The sequence below is a fragment of the Massilia frigida genome (assembly GCF_011682175.1).
In the GTDB taxonomy this organism is placed as follows: Bacteria; Pseudomonadota; Gammaproteobacteria; order Burkholderiales; family Burkholderiaceae_D; genus Telluria_A; species Telluria_A frigida.
The window spans coordinates 126734-142409 of the sequence record NZ_WHJG01000002.1 but is presented as its reverse complement, the minus strand read 5'-3'; the positions used below and the strand labels follow the sequence as shown (position 1 = coordinate 142409).

Genomic DNA, 15676 nt, shown 5'->3' with positions numbered 1-15676 from the left:
CATCACGCCCTTGGCGAAGTCAATGGAAACCTTTCCGTTGTGCGGCCTGGAAGAAACACTGACTTACCGCAAGTATTGGGATTTCCTGCCGGCGGCAGGCACAATGAATGCTTTCAGGCAAATTTTTAGACTAGAATTGTGAATTGGAAAAATCCCACCGTTCAGCTTGAGCAGCTCACATTCCGCAGACCGCAGGGTGCCGGGATCAAACATTAGAAAGGTTGAGCGTGATTAAAAAATTGTTTCAAGTCGGCGTAGTGCTGCTGACTTCACTCGCCGCCGTCACTGGCTGGGCCCAGGACGCGGGCGGCGGATTCCGTCGGGTGGCCATGATCGCCTGCGATGCACCCGGGTGGACCGATGAAGCCCGGCGCTATGAGCTGGAGGGAACGACAGTGCTGAAGTACGACGTCGGCGACGACGGGCGGCCTTCATCCGTTCGCGTAGCGCGCGGCAGTGGCTGGAAAGCCCTCGATCACATGGCCATCCGTGACCTCGAAAGCTGTCGCTTCGAGCGGAGCGCCGACCCGCAAGTCGTCCGTGCCGGATTGATGGTGGCTTATGAGTGGAAGCTGGCCGACAATGGGCAAACGCCAGAACCGGCCGCGCTGGTGGCTGGCAGCTGCCAGGCGTCGAAGTCGCCGTATTTTGGCGCCTTCGTGCCCGTCACAGGCAAGCTCGTTCGTCGGGCTGATGGCATTGCGGTGCGCTTTCTTCTTGATGAAGCAGGCAATACCTTCGGTATGAAAACCGAGGAAACCGACCCTGCCGCCGTGAGCGCGGCAAGCGCATTCATACAATCTTGCCGCTTTACGCCAGCCACGCTCGATGGCAAGCCGACACGCGGCAATTTGTACGGCTGGCTCATCCTGAAATAGCCGTATGGGGGAGGGGGACCTGCCCGCCGCGCGTGAGCGACTTACAGGGCCGTGCGCAGGGAAAACAGCTCGGGAAACAGTACCACATCGAGCATCTTGCGCAGGTAGCTCACGCCGGCCGTGCCGCCAGTGCCGGTCTTGAAGCCGATGATGCGCTCGACCGTCGTCACGTGGCGGAAGCGCCAGAAGCGGAACGCCGTCTCCAGGTCGACCAGCTTCTCGGCCAGTTCGTACAAGGCCCAGTGCTGCGACGGTTCCTGGTACACGGCCAGCCAGGCCGCCTTGACCGATTCGTCGGGCGTGGTCGGCAGGGTCCAGTCGGCGTTCAGGCGTTCGGGCGCGATGGCAAAGCCGCTGCGCGCCAGCAGCATGACCGCTTCGTCGTACACCGACGGTGCGCGCAGTTCGCGCTCGAGCACGGCGTGGGCTTGTGGTGCGGTGTCGTGGACGCCCAGCAGGGCGGCGTTCTTGTTCCCGAGCAGGAATTCGAGTTCGCGGTACTGGTGCGACTGGAAGCCCGAGGATGCGCCCAGAAACGGGCGGATGGCGGTGTATTCGGGCGGCGTCATGGTGGCCAGCACATCCCAGGCGTGCACCAGCTGGTCCATGATGCGCGCCACCCGCGCCAGCATCTTGAAGGCGGGCGCCAGTTCGCCGGCGCGCAGGTTCACGCGCACGGCCTGCAGTTCGTGCAGCATCAGCTTGAGCCATAGTTCGCTGGTCTGGTGCTGCACGATGAACAGCATTTCATTGTGGTTGGGCGAGCGCGGATGCTGGGCATTGAGGATCTGGTCGAGCCCCAGGTAATCGCCGTAGCTCATCGCTTCGCTGAAATCCATCTTGGCCCCGTGCCATTGGGCCGGGCATTTTGCTTCATCGGACATGATTGCGCTTTCAGGTAACTGGGTCAGGTAACTGCGCCGCGGCTGGCGCCAATATCGTAGGCTTGGTGGTCGAGGATCTGGCGCAGGATCTCGACCGCATCCCACACATCGGCGAAGCTGGTGTACAGCGGCGTGAAGCCGAAGCGCATGATGGCCGGCTCGCGGTAGTCGCCGATCACGCCGCGCGCGATCAGCGCCTGCATCACCGCGTAGCCGTGCGGGTGGGTGAAGCTGACCTGGCTGCCGCGCCGGGCGTGCTCGCGCGGGGTGGCAAGGCCCAGCGGATGGCTGGCGCAGCGCGCTTCCACCAGGGCGATGAAGGCATCGGTCAGGGCCAGCGACTTGGCGCGGATGGCTTGCATGTCGGTTTGCTCGAAGATCTCCAGCCCGCATTCGACCAGGGTAAGCGAGACGATCGGCTGGGTGCCGCACAGCGCGCGCCCGATGCCGGCGGCCGGCGCGAATTCGGGCACCATGGCGAAGGGATTGGCGTGGCCCCACCAGCCCGACAGCGGCTGGGTGAAGGCTTGCTGGTGGCGTTCGGGCACCCAGATGAAGGCTGGCGCGCCGGGGCCGCCGTTGAGGTACTTATAGGTGCAGCCGACGGCCAGGTCGGCGCCGTCGCGTTGCAGGTCGACGGGCACGGCGCCGGCCGAGTGGGCCAGGTCCCACAGGATCAGCGCGCCTTGTTCGTGCGCGTGGCGGCTCATGGCGGCCATGTCGTGCTGGTAGCCGGTGCGGTAATTGACGTGGGTGAGCATGACCACGGCGCAGTCGGCGCCAATGGCGGCGGGCAGCTGGTCCACCGAGTCGACCAGGTGCAGCTGGTAGCCGCGGTCGAGCCAGCTGGTCAGGCCCTGGGCCATATACAGGTCGGTGGGGAAGTTGCCGCGCTCGGTGACGATGATCTTGCGCTGCGGCGCGCCCGACTGCATGTGGAGGGCGGCAGCGAGCGCCTTGAACAGGTTGAGCGAGGTGGTGTCGTTGACCACCACTTCACCGGCGCGCGCGCCGATCAGCGGGGCCAGGCGGTCGCCCAAGCGCTTGGGCAGGTCGAACCAGCCGGCCGTGTTCCAGCTGCGGATCAGGTCCTGGCCCCATTCGCGCGCGATGACGTCCTGGGCGCGCGAGAGCGCCGCGCGCGGACGGGCGCCCAGCGAGTTGCCGTCGAGGTAGATCACGCCGTCCGGCAGGTCGAAATGCTGGCGCAAGGGGGCCAGGGCGTCGCCGGTGTCGAGGGCAAGGCAGTCGTTACGGTTCATCGTTCACCTTAAAAATGCTTTAGGCTTCATCTAATTTGAGCCAATGCGGGAGTGTAGCAAGAAAATTAAGGGGGGAGGAGCGGGCTGTCACTGTTGCCAGCTTCGTCGCTTGCGCCAGCCCCGTCGTTCCGGTCAACCCCGTCGTTCCCGCCGAGTGCCGCCTTGGCGCGGGAAGGACGCGGGAACGACGCGGCAACGACGGGGGCAGCGACGAAGCGAGCGGGACTTCGCAGGCGGTGCCCGGCCGGCAGCGAAAATATTTTTCAGATTTACCCTCAAGTTCCCCGTCCACCCGCCGTAAAAGACTCAGACACGCGGGACTTTAAAAATATTTTCAGATTTTTCGAAATTTTTTTCAAAAAACCCTCAAGTTCTCCAAAAGTTTGACGTAACCGGTACAAGACGACAGAAATACAACGTCGACGGGTCTGCTGTACCGCGCCCCGCAATTCGCTTTTCCGCCCCGGTTTCATAGGGGCGCGACCATGATCCGGCAGGGTTCGTAGGACGAACACCTACGGACTCGCCTCATCTGTACCTCACCCAAAATACAGGCGCGCGCCTATTCTCGTATTGTTGCTGTACAGTCAGAATCTATCTCACTGGCAATACGAACACAGCGCCAGATTTCAACGGATTGAAGGAGACGGAAAATGACTGCGAACGACATGATGGCTGAAATTCGTGATGCGAACCTGAGCTACCTGATGCTCGCCCAGCAGATGATCCGCGCCGACAAAGTGACCGCGATCTTCCGTCTCGGGATTTCGGCGGATATCGCCGAGCTGATCGAAAACATGAGCAATTCCCAGATCCTGAAGCTGGCCGGCGGCAACATGATGCTCGCGCGCTTCCGTTTCGACGACAGTGCTATTCTGTCGATGTTGACCAACAACAGCAAAGACCGTGTTCTCGCCCAGTCCCACGCCGCCATCCTGATGGCCGGCCAGGCTGTCGAAGAAATCGTTTAACGCTCGTTGGCTTTTTTGCAGCCATCGTCGCTGAAAACAGCAACGCCGGGAGTCTTCATGTCCAAGAAAAGCGTCGTATCGGAAGCCCAGGAAATCCAGCTGGCGATCGAATTGATTCACCTTGGCGCCCGCCTGCAACTGCTCGAAACCGAGGTCTCGCTCTCGCGCGAACGCTTGCTCAAGCTGTACAAGGAACTCAAGGGCGTCTCGCCGCCGAAGGGCATGCTGCCTTTTTCGACCGACTGGTTCCTCACCTGGCAGCCGAATATCCACTCCTCGCTGTTCATCAATATCCATAAATTCCTCACCGACCACGCCGGCGCCAGCGGCATCGAAGCGGTCATGAAGGCGTACAAGCTGTACCTCGAACAAATGCCGCCCGAGCCCGGGGTCGAACCGCTGCTGTCGCTGACGCGCGCGTGGACCCTGGTGCGCTTTTTCCAGAGCAAAATGCTGGCCATGGCCCCGTGCGACAAGTGCCAGGGCAAGTTCGTGGTCGATTGCCTCGACCTGAACCACGCTTACCAGTGCGGCCTGTGCAATATGCCTTCGCGCGCCGGCAAGACCAAGAAGGTCAAGGATGCCAAGGATGCCAAGGACGCGAGCGATGCCAGGGACGCGCACGCCGCTGCCGCGCTCCTGAACGCGTGACCGGCCCCGGCCACGTTGTGCGCGGCAAGGCCGAAGGGCAGGGCGCAAGTCTTGCCCTTCGCCGCATCTGGCGCGCGCCCGCGGTGCAGGCACTGGTGCTGCAATGCGCCGCCTGTCCGCTGACCCTGGTCGTGGTATTCCTGCTGGCGCGCGCCGGCGCCAGCGTGTCGTATGCCGACGCGGCCCTGGTCCAGGGCATCCTGGCTTGCGCCCTCACGCGCCTGCGCGGCCTGGCCGTGTGGTGGCTCGGCATCCAGCTGGTGTTTCCCCTGGCACTGATGGGCACCCACCGCCTGCAAATTCCGCCGCTGCTGTTTCTCGGCTTCTTCCTGTTCCTGCTGGCGCTGTACTGGTCGACCTTCCGCACCCAGGTGCCGTATTACCCGTCCGGCAAATGGGTGTGGAATGAAGTCGACAAACTGCTGCCGAACGACAAGCCGCTGCTGGTGGTCGATATCGGCAGCGGCCTGGGCGGTTTTACGATGGAGATGGCGCGGCGCCGCCCGGCCTCGCAATTCGTGGGCATCGAACTGGCGCCGCTGCCGTGGCTGCTCAGCTGGCTGCGCGCGCGCCTGAGCGGCAGCCGTGCCCGTTTCGTGCGTGGCGATTACGACAATCTTGATCTGAGTAACTACGACGCGGTGTTCGCTTATCTGTCGCCGGCGGCCATGAGCGCCCTATGGAACAAGGCCTCGCGCGAGATGCGCCCGGGCGCCATGTTGCTCAGTTATGAGTTTCTGATAACGGAAAAAACACCGGATATTATTCTTATGCCTACAGGGCGTGGCGCGCCTCTGTACGGATGGCACTTTTAGGAGACAACCGGGAGGGTTTTCCTTGCCGCTCGGGCCGTCTCACGCTATTGTAGTTCCGTATGTAAATTAAATGAATCGAGCTTTTTAAAGATCCGCCAGCATAAATTGCCATTCATATACTGGCGTTGTTATCTTTAAAACGTCGGGCGCTGCCCGAGCTCTTTCCACCTTGGGAGTCAGCGCACTTTGTTAGTCATACTCGGATACATCATCGTTTGCGGGTCGGTCTTCGGTGGCTTTGCCGCCAGTGGCGGCCACCTCGCGTCGCTGTTCCAGCCGCTCGAACTGGTGATGATCGGCGGTGCGGCTTTGGGCGCTTTCTTTGTCGGCAATAATGGCAAATCGATCAAGGCCACGCTCAAGGCGGTGCCCGCCCTGTTCAAGGGCTCGCGTTATACCAAGGACCTGTATATGGAAATGATGTCGCTGCTGTTCGACGTCCTTTCCAAAGTGCGCAAGGAAGGCTTGATGTCGATCGAAGGCGATATCGAAAACCCGGAACAAAGCCCGGTATTTTCAAAGTATCCCGGCGTGCTGTCCGATCACCATATTGTTGAATTCATGACCGATTATCTACGGCTGATGGTATCGGGAAATATGGACGCTTTCCAGATTGAAAATCTGATGGATAACGAAATTGAAACGCACCACCATGAAGGCGCGGTGCCGGCTCATTGCATCGCCAAGCTGGGCGATGGCTTGCCGGCGTTCGGCATCGTGGCCGCGGTGATGGGCGTGGTGCACACGATGGAATCGGTCGGCATTCCGCCGGCCGAGCTGGGCATCCTGATCGCCAAGGCGCTGGTCGGTACGTTTCTGGGCATTTTGCTGGCGTACGGCTTCGTCGGCCCGCTGGCCAGCCTGCTCGAACAGAAGCTGGAAGAGTCGACCAAGATGTTCCAGTGCGTGAAAGTGACCCTGCTGGCTAGCCTGAACGGTTACGCGCCGGCGCTGGCGGTCGAATTCGGCCGCAAGGTGCTGTATTCGACCGAGCGCCCGACCTTTGCCGAGCTGGAAGAGCACATCAAGAAATCGAAGACCAAATAAGCCCATCATGCACAGCGCCCCTTCTTTTTGCATGATGCCGACCGCACGGAGCGCTTATGTCCGATGAAGGCCTGCGCCCGATTATCGTCAAACGCATCAAGAAGACCGCCGGCGGCCACCACGGCGGCGCCTGGAAGATTGCCTACGCCGACTTCGTGACAGCGATGATGGCCTTCTTCCTGCTCATGTGGCTGCTGGGCTCGACCAGCAAGGGTGACCTGAATGGCATTTCCGATTTTTTCCAGACCCCGCTGAAGGTGGCGCTGGCGGGCGGCTCGGGCAGCGGCGACAGTTCCTCGATCGTGCAGGGCGGCGGGCAAGACCTGTCGCGCCGCAACGGCCAGGTCAAGCGTGGCAGCAACGATCCGGGCAAGAAAACCGTGGATCTGAAGACCGCCAAGGCGATCCTCGAAGCGGCCGAGGCGGACCGCCTGAAAACGCTCAAGGCCAAGCTGGAAGCGACCATCGATGCCAATCCGCTGCTGAAAAAGTACAAGAACCAGCTGCTGCTCGATATCACCAGCGAAGGCTTGCGGATCCAGATCGTGGATGAATTGAACCGGCCCATGTTCAACCTGGCCAAGGCCGAACTGCAGCCGTACACGCGCGACATCCTGCACGTGATCGGCATTGTCCTGAACGACGTACCGAACCGGATCGGCCTGTCGGGCCACACCGATTCGACGCCCTACATGAGCGACACCGGCTACAGCAACTGGGAATTGTCGGCCGACCGGGCCAACGCCTCGCGCCGCGAACTGGTCATCGGCGGTATGAGCGACGCCAAGATCCTGCGCGTGGTGGGGCTGGCCGCGGCCGCGCCGCTGGACCGCCAGGACCCGTTTTCCGCGATGAACCGGCGGATCAGCATTATCGTCATGAACAAGCGGACCGAAGAAGCGGTGATGCGCGATGGCGCCTCGCTGGAGGTGCCGGAGCAGCCGGGCATCGCTACGCCGGCGGCAGGGCAAACAGCGGCACCGAAGGCAGCGCCATGATGGACAGGAAAGACAGGGGAGAGGGCGAATGACAAGAAAGAAAATACTGGGCTCGCACGTGAAGCGCTTGCTGTCTGGCGTGTCGGATCACGGCAAGAAGCACCTGACGGAAGTCGAGACCGATCTGATCCAGACCGAGCTGCTGCTGGAGGAAGCCATCGACAAGCTCACCAGCAGCTTCATGGCGATCCACACCGCGGTCGGGGCCCAGCAGGACACCATCAACCTGCTGCTGGCCGGCGGCACCCCGAGCGCGGAGGATGGCGCGCGCCTGAGTGCCATGTCCGACGAAATCGGTGCCTACGTGAACACGGCCATCACCAGCATGCAGTTCCAGGACATGACCAGCCAGCTGATCGACCGTACCCTGAAACGCGTGACCGGCCTGCGCGAATTTCTCGGCACCCTGGGCTCGCATGGCGCCGACATCGTGCCGGAAGCGGGCAGCGAGGAAATCGTCGAACTGCTCGGCAAGGTCAGCATGGCGCTGGCGATCCAGTCGCTCGAATTACGCAGTGTACTAAGAAAAGCAGTCAATCAGCAGCATCTGGAAAGTGGCGACATAGAACTGTTTTAAGGTTCACTCTCGATGATTAGGGGCGCTGTGCCCCGATTTAAAAAAAGCAGGAGCAAAAATGGCTAAAACAATACTCGCAGTCGATGATTCCAGTTCGCTGCGCCAGATGGTGGCATTCAGTCTCAAGGCCGCGGGCTACCTCGTGGTGGAAGCGGTCGACGGCCAGGACGGGCTCGAAAAAGCCAAGCAGCAGACGGTCGACCTGGTGCTGACCGACCAGAACATGCCGCGCATGGACGGCCTGTCCCTGATCAAGCTGCTGCGCGGCCTGCCCGCGTACCAGAAGGTGCCGATCCTGATGCTGACCACCGAATCGTCCGACGAAATGAAGACCAAGGGACGCGCGGCCGGCGCCAACGGCTGGCTGGTCAAGCCGTTCGACCCGCAGCGCCTGATCGAAGTGGTCAAAAAAGTCATCGGCTGATGACCGGGGTGGGAGTAGGCGCAATGATGCATCGCGAAATTCACGGAGTCTGAACATGACCATCGACATAAGCCAGTTTTTCCAGGTCTTCTTCGATGAAGCCGAAGAATTGCTGGCCGAAAAAGAGCGTCTGCTGCTGGCCGTCGACATTGCGTCGCCGGATCCGGAAGACCTGAACGCCATTTTCCGCACCGCCCACTCGATCAAGGGCGGTTCGTCGACGTTCGGCCTGAACGACATGACCGAAGTGACGCACATCCTGGAGTCGCTGCTCGACCGCATCCGCAAGGGTGAAATGGCGCTCACCGCCGAGCATGTGGACGCGTTTTTGGCGGCCAAGGATATCCTCAAGATGCAGCTCGACGGCCACCGCAACGGCGCCCACGTCGACCAGGATGCCGTGGCCGACGTGCGCATGATGCTGCAGGAGCTCTCGCAAGACGTGGTGCCGGTGGCCGCGCCGCCCGCGCCCTCGTTCATCCAGAGTTCGATCAAGGCCAATGTGAGCAGCGGCGGACGCCGGTTCCGCATCGAGATGCCGCACGTGGAGCAGCGCGACGTCAATGCGCTGACCGCCGAACTGGGACTGCTCGGGCGGGTGTCGGTCATGCCGCTGCCGGGCGAGCGCCATGCGATCACCGTCACCACCCACGAGTCGCTCGATGACATCATCGCGATCTGCTCGTTCGTGCTCAATCCCGACGACCTGAAGATCTTCGAGGCGCCCGCGCTCACGCCCGAGCAGCAGATCATCGAAGACCGCGAACGGGCCAAGGTCGAAGACGACATGGGCTACGGCTTCTTCGACCCGATCGACGCCGCCAGCCAGGACAAGACCGACGAAGAGCGCGGCTACGGCTTCTTCCAGCCGATCGAACATATCCGCGCCACGGCCGGCATTGTGGCGCCGCCGCCGGCCAGTGCCGCGCCGGCCGCCGCGCGCGCCGAGCCGCTCGACGTCACCGAGACGGCCGAGAAAAAGGTCGTCAAAAAAGACGACAAGCACGCTGCCGCCGAATCGTCGTCGATCCGCGTCTCGATCGAAAAGGTCGACCAGCTGATCAACCTGATCGGCGAACTGGTGATCACCCAGGCCATGATCGAGCAGCGCAGCGACGCGCTCGACCCGATGCTGCACGAGCGCCTGTTGAACAGCGTCAGCCAGCTCACGCGCAATACGCGCGACCTGCAGGAAGCGGTCATGTCGATCCGCATGATGCCGATGGATTTCGTGTTCTCGCGCTTTCCGCGCATGGTGCGCGACCTGGCGGCCAAATTGGGCAAGAAGGTCGACTTCATCACCAACGGCGCCGCCACCGAACTGGACAAGGGCCTGATCGAGCGCATCGTCGATCCGCTCACCCACCTGGTACGCAACAGCATCGACCACGGCATCGAAATGCCGGAAGCGCGCGCCGCCGCCGGCAAGACCGAAGCGGGGCGCCTGTTCCTCTCGGCCGGCCACCAGGGCGGCAATATCGTCATCGAAGTGTCGGACGACGGCGCTGGCCTGAACCGCGCACGGATCCTGGCCAAGGCCGTCCAGAACGGGCTGCCGGTGAACGACAACATGAGCGACGCGGATGTGTGGCAGCTGATCTTCGCGCCGGGCTTTTCGACCGCCGAAACGGTGACCGACGTGTCGGGGCGCGGGGTGGGCATGGATGTCGTCAAGCGCAACATCATGGCCATGGGCGGCTCGGTCGACATCCGCTCGGCCAAGGGCTTCGGCACCACCATCTCGATCTCGCTGCCGCTCACGCTGGCGATCCTGGACGGCATGTCGATCCGCTGCGGCGAGGAAGTCTACATCCTGCCGCTCGGCTTCGTGGTCGAGTCGCTGCAGCCGTCCCCGGAAGACATCAAGGAAATTTCCGGACGCGGCCCGGTGATCAAGGTGCGCGGCGAATACCTGCCCCTGATCCCGCTGTACCAGATGTTCGACATCGTGCCGCGCTTTACCAATCCGTGCGAAGGCATCGTGGTGATCCTGGAGTCGGACGGGCGCAAGGCCGGGCTGTTTGTCGACGACCTGGTCGGCCAGCAGCAGGTCGTGGTCAAGAACCTCGAATCGAATTATCGCAAGGTGACCGGGATTTCCGGTGCCACCATCCTGGGCGATGGTGGTGTGTCGCTGATCCTCGATGTCTCGGCGCTGATGCGCTCATCGCGCCAACTGGCCGACGACACCATCTTCTCTTAACCAATACAGCAACCAGATAGGGATTTACCATGTCAACGACCTCAAGCTCCTCCAAGAATGGCGACGTCAAGGATGGCGCCGGAAGCGAATTCCTGGCTTTCACGCTCGGTTCCGAAGAATACGGGATCGACATCCTGAAAGTGCAGGAAATCCGCGGCTACGAAGTGGTGACCCGCATCGCCAACGCGCCGGAGTTCATCAAGGGCGTGATCAACCTGCGCGGCATCATCATTCCGGTGGTGGACATGCGCATCAAGTTCAACCTCGGCACCCCGGTGTACGACCAGTTCACGGTGGTCATCATCCTCAACATCGGCGGGCGCATCATGGGCGTGGTGGTCGACAGCGTCTCCGACGTGACCACCCTCACGCCCGAGCAGATCAAGCCGGCCCCGGAAATGGGCACCGCCTTCGGTTCCGACTACCTGGTCGGCCTGGGCACGGTCGACGAGCGCATGCTGATCCTGATCGACATCGACAAGCTGATGTCGTCCAGCGAAATGGGCCTGATCGAAAAACTGGCCGCCTGAGACGCGCCGGATCAGCAAGCGCGACGCCGGTGCGAGGAGCTCGACAGAAGCCCCACGCCACATCATATGAAGTATCGAGGAGAGAACGATGAATCTGCGCGATTTTAAAATTGGTACGCGTCTGGCGTTCGGTTTCGGCAGCATTCTGCTGATTCTGGTGGCGATGGCATTGACGGCGAGTTTTCTCAATTCGCGCAACAAGAACAGCCTGATGACGGGCCTGGCCAGTTCCAGCGCCCAGAACCTGCATGCCGCAGGCATGAAGGGCGCGATGCTGGAAACCGGCATCGCCATGCGCAATATCGGCCTGCAGGCCGACGTCGCGCTGATGCAGAAAGAGCAGGACAAGGTCAAGACGCAGAGCAAGCGCTATGAAGAGGCGCGTACCAGGCTGCAGGCCACGGGCCTGGACGAAGCCGAAACCAAAATGCTGTCCGACATCGCCGCGCTTGACAAGGAAGTCGACGTCGCCTTCAAGGAAGCCATCGGCCAGGTGCTGGCCTTTAACAGCGAAGGCGCGGCCAAGGTGATCGCCCAGCGTATCGATCCGCTGAACCAGAAGACGCTCGATCTCCTCAACAAGCTGGTCGACAAGCAGCAGCTCGAAGCGGACGACTTCCTCAAGAAATCGGTGGAAGCCGACCAGCGCGTGGGCATGATCATGTTCGTGGTGTGCGCCCTGGCCGTGGCGCTGGGCGTGGTGTGCGCGCTGGTCATCACGCGTTCGATCACTTCGCCCCTGCTGGGCGCCGTACGGGTGGCCAAGAAGGTCGCCGCGGGCGAGCTGACCTCGGAAATCCGGGTCGAGGGCAAGGATGAAACGAGCGAACTGCTGCAGGCGCTCAAGGACATGAACGACAGCCTGTCGAAGACCGTGGGCGACGTGCGCTCCGGGACCGACATGATCACGGTGGCCTCGCAGGAAATCGCCTCGGGCAATGCCGACCTGTCCTCGCGCACCGAATCGCAAGCCAGTTCGCTCGAAGAAACCGCCAGCTCGATGGAAGAACTGACCAGCACCGTCAAGCAAAATGCCGACAACGCGCGCCAGGCCAACCAGCTGGCCGTGTCGGCGTCGTCGGTGGCGGTCAAGGGGGGCGCCGTGGTATCGCAGGTTGTTGATACCATGGGCTCGATCAAGGAAAGCTCGCGCAAGATCGTCGACATCATCGGCGTCATCGACGGCATCGCCTTCCAGACCAACATCCTGGCGCTGAACGCCGCGGTGGAAGCGGCGCGCGCCGGCGAACAGGGTCGCGGCTTCGCGGTGGTGGCTTCGGAAGTGCGCAACCTGGCGCAGCGCTCGGCCGGCGCGGCCAAGGAAATCAAATCGCTGATCGGCGACTCGGTCGACAAGGTCGATGCTGGCAGCAAGCTGGTCGATGAAGCCGGCCAGACCATGGACCTGATCGTGACGTCGATCAAGCAGGTGGCCGACATCATGGGCGAGATCACGGCGGCCACCCAGGAACAGAGCAACGGCATCGAAGAAGTCAACCAGGCCATCACCCAGATGGATGAAATGACGCAGCAGAACGCGGCCCTGGTCGAGCAAGCCGCGGCGGCGGCCGAGAGCATGCAGGAGCAGGCCCAGTTGCTGGCCGCCGCGGTGAGCATCTTCAAGCTCAATGGCGACGAGCGCAAGGTAGCCGTGCATGCGCCGCTGCGCGCCGCTCCGGTGGCGCAGCGCGCTCCGACGCGCGCGGTGGCCACCGTGGCCAAGCCGGCGGCCAAGCCGCGCAAGCTGGCCGCGGCGGCACCGGGAGACGACTGGGAAGAGTTTTAAGCTGCCAGCGGGCCGTCCGGCCCGACGCGCATACAAATGGAAACAGGGTGAAGCAAGGTGATGCAAACGAAAATGGAAACCGTCAAGGAATTCGACTTCACCAAAAGTGATTTTGAGCGCGTGCGCGCACTGATTTACCAGCGCGCCGGCATTTCGCTGGCCGACAGCAAGCAGGAAATGGTCTACAGCCGCCTGGCGCGGCGCCTGCGCGCCACCGGCATCGTCTCGTTCGGGCGCTATCTGGACGACCTGGAAGCGGGGCGCCTGGGCGAGGAGTGGGAATCGTTCACCAACGCACTCACCACCAACCTGACCTCGTTCTTCCGCGAGTCGCACCACTTTCCGCTGCTGGCCGAGCATGTGAAAAAGCTGCGCGACCATCCGATCCAGATCTGGTGCTCGGCCGCGTCCACCGGCGAGGAACCGTATTCGATCGCCATGACCGTGTGCGAAGCGTTCAACACGCTCACCCCGCCGGTGCAGATCATCGCCACCGACATCGACACCAATGTGCTGGCCACGGGCGCCAACGGCGTGTACGGGATCGACCGCATCGAAAAGCTCGAACCGGAACGCGCGCGGCGCTTTTTCTTGCGCGGCAAGGGCGACCAGGAAGGCATGGTGCGCGTGCGTCCCGAACTGCGCCAGCTGGTCACCTTCAAGCAGCTCAACCTGCTGGGCGACGGCTGGCCCGTGAAAGGCCCGTTCGACGTCATTTTCTGCCGCAATGTGATGATCTATTTCGACAAGGCGACCCAGCGCAAGATTCTCTCGCGCTTCGTGCCGCTGATGAAGCCCGATGCACTGCTGTTTGCCGGCCACTCCGAGAATTTCCTGTACGTGTCGGAGTCGCTCAAACTGCGTGGCAAAACCGTGTACGAACTCGATGGTCGCCGGAGCTGATGCGACCCGCAGTGAACTGAGAACTGAACATGGCTATCGAAATCAAAGAACAATTCGCAACCAACGTGTACTACGACCGCACCTTCGACTGCGATGCGGCCAAGATCCTGCCGGGCGAGTACTACTACACGCCCAAGGACATGCTGATCGTGACGGTTCTCGGTTCCTGTGTCTCGGCCTGCATCCGCGACAAGGTCACGGGCCTGGGCGGCATGAACCACTTCATGCTGCCGGACGGCGGCAGTGACCCGAACAGCCCGATTTCGGCCTCGATGCGCTACGGGACATACGCGATGGAAGTGCTGATCAACGACTTGCTCAAGGCTGGCGCGCGGCGCGAGAACATGGAAGCCAAAGTGTTCGGCGGCGGCGCGGTGCTGCGCGGCTTCACCGCGATCAACGTGGGCGAGCGCAATGCGGCGTTTGTGATGAACTTCCTGAAGACCGAAAAGATGCGCGTGGTGGCCGAAGACCTGAACGACATCTGGCCGCGCAAGGTGTATTTTTTTCCGCGCACCGGCAAGGTCCTGGTCAAGAAGCTGATGCAGACCCATAACGATACCCTGGCGCGGCGCGAACTCGATTACGCCAGCCGCCTCAAGGTCGAACCGGTGGGCGGCGCGATCGATCTGTTCTAGCCGACTGCCCCGTCAATCCTGAAAGCCCTATATGAAGATCAAAGTACTGATCGTGGACGATTCGGCGCTGATCCGCAGCGTCATGAGCGAGATCATTTCGAGCCAGCCCGACATGGAAGTGGTGGGCGTGGCGCCCGATCCGCTGGTGGCGCGTGAACTGATCAAGCAGACCAACCCGGACGTGCTCACGCTCGACGTCGAGATGCCCAAGATGGACGGCCTCGATTTCCTCGAGAAGCTGATGCGCCTGCGACCGATGCCGGTGGTGATGGTGTCCTCGCTGACCGAGCGCGGATCCGAAATCACGATGCGCGCGCTGGAACTGGGCGCGGTCGATTTCGTGACCAAGCCGAAGATCTCGATCCAGAGCGGGATGCGCGAATACACGGAACTGATCTCGGACAAAATCCGCGCCGCGTCCAAGGCGCGCATCAAGCCGCGCACCGTCACCGGCGAAAAGGCGGTCGGCGCACTGCCGGCCCTGCGCAATCCGCTCACCTCGTCGGAAAAGCTGATCATCATAGGCGCCTCGACCGGCGGCACCGAAGCGATCCGCGAATTCCTGATGCAGATGCCGTCCGACTGCCCCGGCATCCTGATCGCCCAGCATATGCCGGAAGGGTTCACCACCTCGTTCGCGCGCCGTCTCGACACCCTGTGCAAGATCAGCGTGCGCGAAGCGGCCGGCGACGAGCGCGTGCTGCCCGGCCACGCCTACATCGCGCCGGGCCACTCGCACCTGCTGCTGGCGCGCTCGGGCGCCAACTATGTGACCCGCATCGAGCAGAGCGAACCGGTCAACCGGCACCGCCCCTCGGTCGACGTGCTGTTCCGCTCGGCGGCGCAGGCGGCCGGTAAAAATGCGGTCGGGGTGATCCTGACCGGGATGGGCAAGGACGGCGCCGCCGGCATGCTGGAAATGAAGACGGCGGGCGCCTACAACTTCGCCCAGGACGAGGCATCGTGCGTCGTTTTCGGCATGCCGCGCGAAGCGATCGCCATGGGCGGCACCCACGAAGTGGGGGCCCTGAGCGCGCTGCCGGGCATGGTCCTTGGCTATCTGGCAACGCATGGCAGCCGCGCGTTGCGCGTTTGATCCGGTTTGGTCT

General features: G+C 62.3%; 16 protein-coding genes. 14 read left to right on the top strand and 2 right to left on the bottom strand.

Annotated elements, in window-relative coordinates; all coding sequences use genetic code 11:
* The first annotated feature begins 227 nt into the window (after positions 1–227).
* Positions 228–878: an energy transducer TonB gene (locus F2P44_RS02990; protein ID WP_167084894.1), complete on the top strand. Its 651-nt coding sequence runs from the start codon at positions 228–230 to the stop codon at positions 876–878.
* A 41-nt stretch (positions 879–919) separates the two neighbouring features.
* On the opposite strand, the gene kynA is transcribed toward F2P44_RS02990, so the two are convergent.
* Positions 920–1762 (bottom strand): tryptophan 2,3-dioxygenase, encoded by an 843-nt coding sequence (gene kynA / locus F2P44_RS02985; RefSeq protein WP_167084892.1) that lies wholly within the window; start codon positions 1760–1762, stop codon positions 920–922.
* 23 nt (positions 1763–1785) lie between these two features.
* Positions 1786–3024, bottom strand: coding sequence for a kynureninase (kynU, locus tag F2P44_RS02980; RefSeq protein ID WP_167084890.1), 1239 nt, complete (start codon positions 3022–3024; stop codon positions 1786–1788).
* Between the two features lie 653 nt (positions 3025–3677).
* On the opposite strand from kynU, the gene flhD reads away from it, so the two are divergent.
* The 13 genes from flhD (at position 3678) to F2P44_RS02915 (ending at position 15663) form a co-directional block, all read left to right on the top strand.
* Positions 3678–3995, top strand: a complete 318-nt coding sequence (flhD, locus tag F2P44_RS02975) for a flagellar transcriptional regulator FlhD (protein WP_054267168.1) — start codon at positions 3678–3680, stop codon at positions 3993–3995.
* A gap of 57 nt (positions 3996–4052) precedes the next feature.
* The gene (gene flhC / locus F2P44_RS02970; protein WP_167084889.1) at positions 4053–4646 is read left to right on the top strand and encodes a flagellar transcriptional regulator FlhC; all 594 of its coding nucleotides are present in this window, start codon (positions 4053–4055) and stop codon (positions 4644–4646) included.
* Positions 4643–5461, top strand: coding sequence for a class I SAM-dependent methyltransferase (locus F2P44_RS02965; protein ID WP_370662625.1), 819 nt, complete (start codon positions 4643–4645; stop codon positions 5459–5461). The genes flhC and F2P44_RS02965 overlap by 4 nt, the downstream gene beginning before the upstream one ends.
* A 186-nt stretch (positions 5462–5647) precedes the next feature.
* Entirely contained in the window at positions 5648–6508 is an 861-nt protein-coding gene (motA, locus tag F2P44_RS02960) for a flagellar motor stator protein MotA (RefSeq protein WP_167084886.1), read from the top strand.
* Between the two features lie 56 nt (positions 6509–6564).
* Positions 6565–7506, top strand: a complete 942-nt coding sequence (motB, locus tag F2P44_RS02955; RefSeq protein ID WP_167084884.1) for a flagellar motor protein MotB — start codon at positions 6565–6567, stop codon at positions 7504–7506.
* Between the two features lie 28 nt (positions 7507–7534).
* Positions 7535–8083: a chemotaxis protein gene (locus F2P44_RS02950; RefSeq protein WP_167084882.1), complete on the top strand. Its 549-nt coding sequence runs from the start codon at positions 7535–7537 to the stop codon at positions 8081–8083.
* A gap of 58 nt (positions 8084–8141) precedes the next feature.
* Positions 8142–8507, top strand: a complete 366-nt coding sequence (locus F2P44_RS02945) for a response regulator (RefSeq protein WP_054267173.1) — start codon at positions 8142–8144, stop codon at positions 8505–8507.
* Between the two features lie 55 nt (positions 8508–8562).
* Positions 8563–10710: a chemotaxis protein CheA gene (gene cheA / locus F2P44_RS02940; RefSeq protein ID WP_167084880.1), complete on the top strand. Its 2148-nt coding sequence runs from the start codon at positions 8563–8565 to the stop codon at positions 10708–10710.
* Between the two features lie 29 nt (positions 10711–10739).
* Complete coding sequence (locus F2P44_RS02935) at positions 10740–11240, top strand: chemotaxis protein CheW (RefSeq protein WP_167084878.1); 501 nt, start codon at positions 10740–10742, stop codon at positions 11238–11240.
* 88 nt (positions 11241–11328) lie between these two features.
* A complete protein-coding gene (locus F2P44_RS02930; protein ID WP_167084876.1) occupies positions 11329–13026 on the top strand; it encodes a methyl-accepting chemotaxis protein in 1698 nt (565 codons plus the stop codon).
* Between the two features lie 60 nt (positions 13027–13086).
* Entirely contained in the window at positions 13087–13929 is an 843-nt protein-coding gene (locus F2P44_RS02925; RefSeq protein ID WP_187363223.1) for a CheR family methyltransferase, read from the top strand.
* A 29-nt stretch (positions 13930–13958) separates the two neighbouring features.
* On the top strand, positions 13959–14567 hold the full coding sequence (cheD, locus tag F2P44_RS02920) for a chemoreceptor glutamine deamidase CheD (RefSeq protein ID WP_181002760.1): 609 nt from the start codon (positions 13959–13961) through the stop codon (positions 14565–14567).
* A 31-nt stretch (positions 14568–14598) separates the two neighbouring features.
* On the top strand, positions 14599–15663 hold the full coding sequence (locus F2P44_RS02915; RefSeq protein ID WP_167084872.1) for a protein-glutamate methylesterase/protein-glutamine glutaminase: 1065 nt from the start codon (positions 14599–14601) through the stop codon (positions 15661–15663).
* Positions 15664–15676 lie beyond the last annotated feature (13 nt).

Excerpts from the sequence above, each read along its gene's own strand:
- kynA (WP_167084892.1), bottom strand. The coding sequence starts at position 1,762 with ATGTCCGATGAAGCAAAATGCCCGGCCCAATGGCACGGGGCCAAGATG.
- kynU (WP_167084890.1), bottom strand. The coding sequence starts at position 3,024 with ATGAACCGTAACGACTGCCTTGCCCTCGACACCGGCGACGCCCTGGCC.
- flhD (WP_054267168.1), top strand. The coding sequence starts at position 3,678 with ATGACTGCGAACGACATGATGGCTGAAATTCGTGATGCGAACCTGAGC.
- flhC (WP_167084889.1), top strand. The coding sequence starts at position 4,053 with ATGTCCAAGAAAAGCGTCGTATCGGAAGCCCAGGAAATCCAGCTGGCG.
- motB (WP_167084884.1), top strand. The coding sequence starts at position 6,565 with ATGTCCGATGAAGGCCTGCGCCCGATTATCGTCAAACGCATCAAGAAG.
- F2P44_RS02950 (WP_167084882.1), top strand. The coding sequence starts at position 7,535 with ATGACAAGAAAGAAAATACTGGGCTCGCACGTGAAGCGCTTGCTGTCT.
- F2P44_RS02945 (WP_054267173.1), top strand. The coding sequence starts at position 8,142 with ATGGCTAAAACAATACTCGCAGTCGATGATTCCAGTTCGCTGCGCCAG.
- cheA (WP_167084880.1), top strand. The coding sequence starts at position 8,563 with ATGACCATCGACATAAGCCAGTTTTTCCAGGTCTTCTTCGATGAAGCC.
- F2P44_RS02935 (WP_167084878.1), top strand. The coding sequence starts at position 10,740 with ATGTCAACGACCTCAAGCTCCTCCAAGAATGGCGACGTCAAGGATGGC.
- F2P44_RS02930 (WP_167084876.1), top strand. The coding sequence starts at position 11,329 with ATGAATCTGCGCGATTTTAAAATTGGTACGCGTCTGGCGTTCGGTTTC.
- F2P44_RS02925 (WP_187363223.1), top strand. The coding sequence starts at position 13,087 with ATGCAAACGAAAATGGAAACCGTCAAGGAATTCGACTTCACCAAAAGT.
- cheD (WP_181002760.1), top strand. The coding sequence starts at position 13,959 with ATGGCTATCGAAATCAAAGAACAATTCGCAACCAACGTGTACTACGAC.
- F2P44_RS02915 (WP_167084872.1), top strand. The coding sequence starts at position 14,599 with ATGAAGATCAAAGTACTGATCGTGGACGATTCGGCGCTGATCCGCAGC.